The organism is Frankia sp. R82 (assembly GCF_023716925.1).
Classification (GTDB): domain Bacteria; phylum Actinomycetota; class Actinomycetes; order Frankiales; family Frankiaceae; genus Frankia.
On the sequence record NZ_JAMQQG010000217.1, the window covers coordinates 1 to 8,468 of the forward strand.

The following is an 8,468-nucleotide window of genomic DNA, read 5'->3' on the forward strand; positions in this document are numbered from 1 at the left end:
GTGCCAGCGGCGCCCGCGCGGAGGTGGCCCGAACGGCGACCCGCCCGGCCGGGATCAGGCCGACGGCGGCGCCGACACCGACGACGCCGAGTGATCAGACGCGGCCCGATCCGCCTCGTGGAGATCGGACCCGGCGAACCCCGGCGGCATCGGCCCACGCCGTTCGGGCCCGGGTGGATCCGACGCACGGTGATCGGGCCCGGCCGGAGCCGGCCTAGGCCGTGCTGAGACCGGGCGGTCCCAGCACCAGGCCACGAGGGCGGCCAGCACGGCCGCGAACGCGACGGCGCCCAGCAGCTGGGTGGGGGCACCGAACGCGCCCTGGCCGGAGCCGGGGCTGCTGTTGGGGGCGACGGCGACGGCGACCCCGGCCCCGGCCATCCCCGCGGCGGCGATCCAGGCCGGCACCGTCGGCCAGCGCCGGCCGATCAGGATCACGATGGGCACGGCCAGCGCGACCGGACCGGCGACCAGCAGTACCGCCAACGTCGCGAGGCCGGCCCAGACCAGGCGCACGGGCAGCCGGGGTCCTGTGGTCTGTCCGGCCGCCGGCCCGACGACCGCGGGACGCGGGACGCCCGGGAGACGGGCCAGCCACGGCATCAGGGCGGTGTCGAGCCGGTCGGGGCGGCCTCGGCGCCGGCCCAGGCGCGGCGGCGCCACGGCGAGCGCCAGCAGGACCAGGACCAGGCCCAGGCCGATGAACAGATTGCGCCGGTACTCCTCGCCAGGGGCATTGGAGATCACGACTGTGCCGCCCGCGCCGGCCGGGACGATCCAGCCCTGCTGCCAGCCGTCCAGGCGAAGCGGGGTGAGCACCACCCCGTTCAGCTTCGCCGTCCAGGAGGTGTTGGCGTTCTCCCGCACGGACAGGAACGCCCGGCTGCCAGCGCTGATCCTGACGGTGCGACGTTCGGCACCCCAATGGTCGACCGTGGTGGTCCGCGGCGCGGTGGGGTCGGCCTCCTGCCCGGGTCCGACGATGCTCAGGGAGTCGACCAGGATGGAGGTCGTGCCCTGGTCGACGGTGACCAGGTGCTGGCCGGGGGTGAGCGTCAGCCGACTGTCATCGGTGCACAGCGACACCTGCACCGGTCGGACGGCGGTCACGTCACTGTTGCGGCCGGTGATCCGCAGCGGGTAACGCCGGCCGTCGACGACCAGAGTCGGGCCGCTGCCGCAGTCGACGAGCAGCGGGCCGTCGTCGGCCGCCGGGGTGCCCCGGGGCGGCGGCAGGAAGGTCGCGCTGCCGGCGACGATGACGTCCATCCGGGTGGGGACCTCGAAGCGACGCGCCAGCGTCAGTTCCTCGGAACCACCGAACGGCTGCGCCGGGTCGACCCGCTCGCGGACCAGCGAGTAGGCGATGTGGCCGCGGTCGGTACCGGCGAACAGGCTGCTGACGTCGTCGGGCAGCTGGGCGTAGTGCGTGAGGGTGACGCCCGGAACGGTGAGCTCCCGGATGCCGCCGCCGAGGGTGTTCGGGCCCTCCGGATCGACCCGTTCGAACGTCACCCGGTACCAGCGGCTCTGCCCCGGCGGGACAGCCAGGCGCTGCACCGCCTCCACCGGGGACACCTCGGTAACGATCGAACCGGTCTCGGTGGTCACCCGCATCGCCCGTACCCGCGGTCGCCACGATCCCTCCGACAGCAGCTGAAGGTCGAGGTAGGGCACCGATATCCGCCGACCGACATCAAGCTGGATCCACTGGCCCCGGGTACTCGACCCGGCGGTGCGCATCACGGTCCAGGACGTGCCGGGGTAGCCGTCGACCGCGGCCTGCGGGGCGAGGTCCGGGGCGGCGAACAGGTCGTAGCCGTAGGAGGAGGCGGTCACCGACATGCCGTCGGCGTAACCGGCGACGGTCTGATGGCCGTCCACATCGTCCTCGGCCCACTGGTTGGGCACGCCGGAGCGGCCGACGGCGTTGCCTGTCGGACCGAGCAGGTAGGAGCTCGCGTCGTGCACGATGCCGTAGATGCTGTCCCGGCGGGTCAGGGTGTCGGTGTCGAACCAGGCCGTGCCCGGGGCGATCACCTGGCTCGGCGCAACCTTGATCGCCGCCGGGCTGGTGGACGGCGGCGTGGGATTGGCGGGTGCGGCGAGGTCACCGGCGAGCACCACGGCACGATCCGGGCCGAGCAGACCCTGGGCGGCGAGCTGGACCGTGGCCTCCGGGCCCCCGGAGACGACGACCGCGCTGTCGGCCGGGTAGGACCGCACCATCGACGCCCCGCCCGGCACTGTCCACACCTCCAGCGCCGGCACCTTTGTGCTCGGATTGCGCAGCTTCGGGACGAGCCGTTCCTTCGCCGAGGCCCGCGCCGGCACCTGCGGCCCGAACGATGCCGCCCGGGTGAGCCCGGAGGATTCCAGCGCTCGGTGCAGCTCGTCGGTGGACGGCGGAACGTCCCAGTTCTTCTGTTCCAGATCGTTGCGCAGCAGGATCTGGCCGACACCGGCGCGGGCGAGCGCGGTGCCCAGGCCCGGGGCGGAGCCGGTGGCGAGCTCCTGTTCGATGCCGTCCATCAGCCGGGTCACGCCAACCCCACCGAGCGGAATGAGGCTGCGTACCCCCCAGGGGGATTTCGCCAGCCACTGCAGTGGCTCGTCCAGCGGGCGGCCCCACGAGTACTCGGCGAACGGCGATGCCGGCAGGACGAGGGTCCGTCCGTTGTCCGGGTGGTCGGCAAGCCAGCCGGCGGCCTGCACCCAGTAGTCCGGCACCTGGGTGAAGGGGCGGGGCTGCAACGCCCGCCCGGACAGCGCCGGGGTCATGCCGCAGACCAGTGCCGCCGCGGTCAGTACCGCCGTCACACTGGCCACCCCGCGGTACTGCCACCGTGGCCGCCACCGGGACGGCACGCCGGGCGCGGGCCCGCTGGCAGCCGGGGCGCCCGGTGCCGGGCCCCCCGACACGACCCGGCGCGGCCGGGACCGGCGCGGCAGGACCGTCAGGGCGTGGGCGACACCGAGAGCGATCGGCAGGCGCACCACCGGCTGGAACTTGTAGACGTTGCGCAGGAAGCCGAGCTGGTTACCGAGCAGGTCGCGCAGCGCGCCGGCCAGCGGGCCACCCGGGTCGCCGGGGTAGGCGGCCGACACCGACACGGTGCCGACGGCCAAGGTCACCAGGAGAAGTCGGCGGGCTGGCAGGTCCGGCCGGGCCAGCCCCCACAGGCCGATCGCGACGACGGCGGCGGACCCGAGAATCGGCACCGGCCGGGAGACGTACTCGGTCGCGGCCGGTAGCCAGGGCCGGGGCAGCTGCAGGTAGGCCAGCCAGTCGGTGGCGCCACGCAGTGCCTCGGCGACCGAGGTGGTCGCCGTCGTCGTCGTGGCCGTCTCGGTGTAGGGGAGGAAGTTCAGGCCGTACCTGCCCTGCACCGCGAGCGCCAGCACCCACCAGGCCGTGGCGAGCAGCACCGCGAGCACCCACCAGGCTCGCAGCGCCCAGGCGCGCCGCGAGCCGCCGGCGAACAGCAGCACCACCGCGGGACACACCAACACACACAACGTGACCGTGGCGTTGATGCCACCGGTACACAGCACGGCCAGCCCCGACAACGCTGCCGCCCGGCGCGGCGCCAGCCGCCGCTCGCCCCCTTCCCCACCGGAGCCCGCCCCGATGGTGCCGGCGTCGACCGCACGGGGGCCGGCGTCGCCGGTGCCGGTGTCGGCGCCGAGGGCCCCGTCGGGGCGCAGGGCGAGAATCAACGGCAGCATGATCCACGGCAGCATCGTGGCGCCGACGAGCGCCACCGAGGTGGCTCCGATCTTGCCGAGGAACATCGGTGACAGCGTGTAAACAAGCCCCGCGACGACCCGGGTCACCGGCACCCCGAGGCGCAGCGCGTCCGCCAACCGCACCATTCCCCAGGCCGCGACGGTGAGCAACAACGCCATCCACAGCCGCTGAGAGATCCACGGTGGTACACCGAGAAGGTGACCCAGCCCGAAGAAGGGGCCCATCGGAAACAGATAGCCGACGTACTGGTTCGGCAGATAGCCGAACTCCGCCAGCGAGTTCCACAGGTGGGTTGCCCGCCCCATGAAACCCCACGGATCAAGCGGGACGTCGAGCTTGGTGTCCGCGGTCAGCTTGCCGGGAGCCTGCAGCAGGTAGAGCACCGAGAAGCCAACGGCGATCCCGAGCAGTGGCCACCGGGACGTGTGCTCGTCGCGCGGTGGCGCCACCGACTCGCGGGTGTGCGGACCGGACGTGGTCTCGGTGGGACTGACGACGGAGGAACGGATCTTCGACTCCAAGGCCGGATGTGTGGTATGCCGACCTTATCCACGATGCCCGAAGACGGTACCTACCGGGCTGCCGCCTCCGGTCCCGCCGCCGCCGCCAGCGGAAACGGAGTGACCGAGGACGGATGGGGCCGGCGTGGCGGTGACAGTGGTGCGCGACTGGCAACCGGCTCGACCGGCCTCGCAACCGCAACGACCGGCACGGCGGCCACCGGCACGGCGGTCGCCGGCCCCGCATCGACCGGCGGCGAGGTACTGATCAGGGTGCCCGCGGGCGTGTTCACGCCGGGCACGGAGCGGCCGAGGTAGCGCCGGGCACGCATGACGTCGACCAGCATGGCGGGGGTGTGCCGACCGACCCGAAACGAGCCGCCCGGCATTTCCGCCCAGGTCACCGGCACCTCGGCGATGCGGTACCCCATGGACCGGGCGATCGAGAGCACCTCGACGTCGAAGCCGAACCCCGTGGACCGGGCGAGGCTGAACAGCAGCTTGGCCTCCGAGCCGCGAAAGGCCTTGAAACCGCACTGGGTGTCGGCAATGTCCAGGCTGGCCAGCGAGCGGGTGATCTGGTTGAACGCCCAGCTGCCGACCCGACGCCCGCTGCTGCGGATCGCGCGCCCGCCGATGCGCCGCGAGCCGAGTGCGACCTCGGCGTGTTCCAGCGCGGCGAGCAGCAGCGGAAGGTCGTTGAGGTCGGAGGCACCGTCGGCATCGACAAAGACGATGGACTCGCCGTGCGCGGCGGACACCCCGGCCCGCACGGCGGCACCCTTGCCGGAGTTCCATGGCAGCCGCAGCACTCGACCACCCGGCAGCCCGACCAGGAGCTTCTCGGCGATCGCCGCGGTGCCGTCCGTGCTGCCATCGTCGACCACGATCACCTCAGCGCCGGGCATGCGGCCCAGCGTCGCCGCGACGGCCGGAAGCGAGCCAGGTAGACGGAGCGCCTCGTTATAGGCCGGGATGACGACGCTCACCGGCACGAAGGCGTTCACGGGCACGCTGTCCAAGGTTCAACTCCTAGGCTTCGACGGCGAAACCGGTCACGGACGCCGGCCGGGGCGTCGCAACTATGAGCGGCCGATCGAGATCAGCGCATAGTTTCAGCTTATTCGCGCTGGAAGTCAATGTATTCATCTATAGCCTCCCACGCAGTGATCACGCCACGATCTTTGCGAACAGGCACCTACGGGCTACAAGGAGATGGCTTTCGCGATCTCTTGGCAACGACAAGCATACGGACGCCGCCGCCGCCGACGTCAACGGGTATCGCAACGCCAGGAACGGAAATAAGATCACTCCGGTCCCCCTAATCGCGGACGGCATCCGCCTGCTGACGGCCAGCAGCAAAATCCCTCTGGCATCACATGGAAGAACTCGATAAGCACTACGGATAGACGTCCCACCCAATGCATCGGCCGTGGACACCCGGTGACAACGGCTCCTGCCCGGCGCGACCGTCAGTGCAGCCGCCGGCAATAGGTCGGCTACCCGCTGGCGCCGTCGTGCCCTGGCGAACGAGATCCGAAATGCCAGCTCCGATGCGGATTTCGTGATCGGACGCTACGCTTGAGGTATGGCGCGCAGCCGCGGCCCGAGCGGCCCGACCGGCCCGAACAGCCCGAGCGATCAGGCCGGTCCGAGCAGCCCGACCGGCGGGGCCATCGACCCGGACGGCCCGATGCGGGGTCTGGTCGGATCCGGCCCCACCCGCCTGCCACCGACGATCGCCATGCGGGCACGCGACGTGGCCCAGCCCACCGACGAGGACCTCGCCGAGGCCGAACGCACCCTGGTGCTGCGTCCGGCCCGGCGAGCCGCGGACCGCCCGGCCCCGCCGCAGGTTCAGGACGCGGGGGACGCCGCGTCCGGGACGGCGGGAACCTCGGCGGTGCGCTCGTAGTTCGACAGCATCCGCAGCCGGCGCACGTGGCGCTGCTCGGCGCTGAACGGGGTGGACAGGAAGACCTCGACGAAGCCGAGCGCCTCGGGCACGGTGTGCATCCGCGCACCGATGCTCAGGACGTTGGCGTCGTTGTGCTGGCGGGCGAGGGTCGCGGTCTGCTCGCTCCAGGCCAGCGCGGCCCGCACGCCGGCCACCTTGTTGGCCGCGATGGCCTCGCCGTTGCCCGAGCCGCCGATGACGATCCCGAGGCTGTCCGGCTCCGCCGCCGTCGCCCGCGCGGCGGAGAGCACGAACGGCGGGTAGTCGTCGTCGGGGTCGTACTCGACCGGGCCATGGTCAACGGGGGCGTGGCCGAGTTCCACCAGGCGTTCGGCGAGCGCCGCCTTCAGATGGAAGCCGGCATGATCAGAACCTAGATGGACGCGCATGATGCGTCATCATGCCCGATCACGTGAAGATCGGTTCGACATCCCGGGTGCGCTTGAGTTCGAAGAAGCCCGGGGTGCCGGCGACCAGCAGGACCCCGTCCCACAGCCGGCCGGCCTGCTCGCCCTTGGGTGCCGGCGTGATGACCGGCCCGAAGAAGGCGTTCTCGCCGACGGCGATCACCGGGGTGCCCACGTCCATGCCGACCCGGCTGATGCCGTCGTGGTGGCTGGCCTTCAGCGCCTCGTCCCATTCGGTCGAGGTCGCCGCGCTCGCCAGGGACGGGTCGGCGCCCGCCTCGGTGAGGGCAGCGACGAACGTCTCCGCGTTCCACTCGGCCTTCTCCACGTGCCGACGCCGACCCAGCGCGGTGTAGAGCGGACCGAGGACGTCCTCGCCGTGCTTGGCCGCCGCGGCGATGCAGATCCGCACCGGGCCCCAGGCCTGCGCCATCGCCTCGCGGTACTGCTCGGGCACCTCACGACCGTCGTTGAGCACGGCCAGGCTCATCACGTGCCAGCGCGGGCGGACCGGGCGCACCCGCTCGACCTCCAGCAGCCAGCGCGACGTCAGCCACGCCCAGGGACAGCTCGGGTCGAACCACAGATCAGCGGTCACGAGGTCGGCGCTGGACTCGACTGCACTCTCGATACTCACGGACGGGGCTCCTCGGTCGACGGAGTGTGATCACCGGAGTCAACCCACGCGGCCGGCATCGGATTCCCCGCCGGGGAGGGACCGACCGGAGCTCCGCTGGCGGCCAGGTAACTGGCGACCCGGTTGATGACGGCCACGAACGGCACCGCGGCGATGGCACCGGGGATGCCGGCGAGCACGCCGCCGGCGGACAGCGAGATGACGATGGCCAACGGATGCAACCGCACGGCGCGGCGCATGACCAGTGGCTGCAGCAGATGACCCTCGACCTGCTGCACCGCGAGCACCACACCGAGGATGATCAGCGCGTCGGTGACCCCGCCCGAAACGAGGGTGACCAGCACCGCGGCCACCCCGGCGACGGTGGCACCGATGATCGGTACGAAGCCGCCGAAGAACGTCAGCAGCGCCAGCGGGGCGACCAGCGGCACGCCGACGCCGACCAGCCCGATCGCGATCCCGAGCGCGTCGACGGCGGCGACGAAGACCGTCCCGCGGATGTACCCGGTGATCGTCAGCCAGGCCTCCTGACCGGCACCGCGCACCCGTTCCTCGGCGCCGGCGGGGAAGCGGGTGACGATCCAGCCCCAGATCCGGTCGCCGTCGTAGAGGAAGAAGAACGTCGAGAACAACGCGACCAGCAGACTGGTGAGCGCCTCCGCGGCGACCGACGCCCCGGAGATCACGCCCGAGACAAGCCGCCCGCGGTTGTCCGCGAGGTTGCGCCGGATGTCGTCGACCAGGTCGTCGAGCTGACTCTGCGACAGGTGGAACGGCCCATCGGTCAGGTAGCCGCGGACCTGCTCAACACCCTGGCTGACCTGGTCGGACACGGTCGGAATCTCGTTGGCGGCGTTGAACCCCACCGCCACCGCCGCCCCGGCCAGCACCACGATGAACACGAACAGTGCTGCGAACGCCGCCCCGAGCCGGGGCAGGCCCATCCGCTGGAAGCGGTGCGCCAACGGATGGATCAGTGCGGCGATGAGCAGCCCGGCGATGATCGGGATGACCACCAGCCGGACCCGACCGACCGCCATCAGCAGGACGTAGATCGCGGCCCCGGTGACGATCAGCCGCCACGACCAGCCGGCGGAGACCCGCAGGGCCACCGGGATGTGTGCCTCGGCCCGCTGCGCCGTGGACAGCTCGCTGACCGGCCCCCCGGCCCCCCGGCCGGGCTCGGCGGGGTCCGGCGAGGTCCGGCCCGGATGGC

At 72.0% G+C, this 8,468-nt stretch carries 6 protein-coding genes; 1 reads left to right on the forward strand and 5 read right to left on the reverse strand.

The window, feature by feature from the left end:
- Positions 1-54 precede the first annotated feature (54 nt).
- Positions 55-4,272 (reverse strand): alpha-(1->3)-arabinofuranosyltransferase, encoded by a 4,218-nt coding sequence (locus ND747_RS18590; RefSeq protein WP_251734965.1) that lies wholly within the window; start codon positions 4,270-4,272, stop codon positions 55-57.
- Between the two features lie 50 nt (positions 4,273-4,322).
- Positions 4,323-5,264, reverse strand: a complete 942-nt coding sequence (locus ND747_RS18595; protein WP_251734971.1) for a dolichyl-phosphate beta-glucosyltransferase — start codon at positions 5,262-5,264, stop codon at positions 4,323-4,325.
- 575 nt (positions 5,265-5,839) lie between these two features.
- Here ND747_RS18595 and ND747_RS18600 point away from each other — a divergent pair.
- The gene (locus ND747_RS18600) at positions 5,840-6,166 is read left to right on the forward strand and encodes a hypothetical protein (protein ID WP_251734966.1); all 327 of its coding nucleotides are present in this window, start codon (positions 5,840-5,842) and stop codon (positions 6,164-6,166) included.
- On the opposite strand, the gene ND747_RS18605 is transcribed toward ND747_RS18600, so the two are convergent.
- The 3 genes from ND747_RS18605 to ND747_RS18615 all read right to left on the reverse strand — a co-directional run.
- Positions 6,109-6,597 carry a ribose-5-phosphate isomerase gene (locus tag ND747_RS18605; protein WP_251734967.1) on the reverse strand — a complete coding sequence of 163 codons (489 nt, stop codon included), beginning with the start codon at positions 6,595-6,597 and terminating at the stop codon, positions 6,109-6,111. The two genes, ND747_RS18600 and ND747_RS18605, sit on opposite strands and share 58 nt — an antisense overlap.
- A 19-nt stretch (positions 6,598-6,616) precedes the next feature.
- Complete coding sequence (locus ND747_RS18610; protein ID WP_251734968.1) at positions 6,617-7,252, reverse strand: disulfide bond formation protein DsbA; 636 nt, start codon at positions 7,250-7,252, stop codon at positions 6,617-6,619.
- A partial coding sequence (locus ND747_RS18615) for an AI-2E family transporter (protein ID WP_251734969.1) occupies positions 7,249-8,468 on the reverse strand: 1,220 nt, incomplete at its 5' end. The genes ND747_RS18610 and ND747_RS18615, both read right to left, overlap by 4 nt.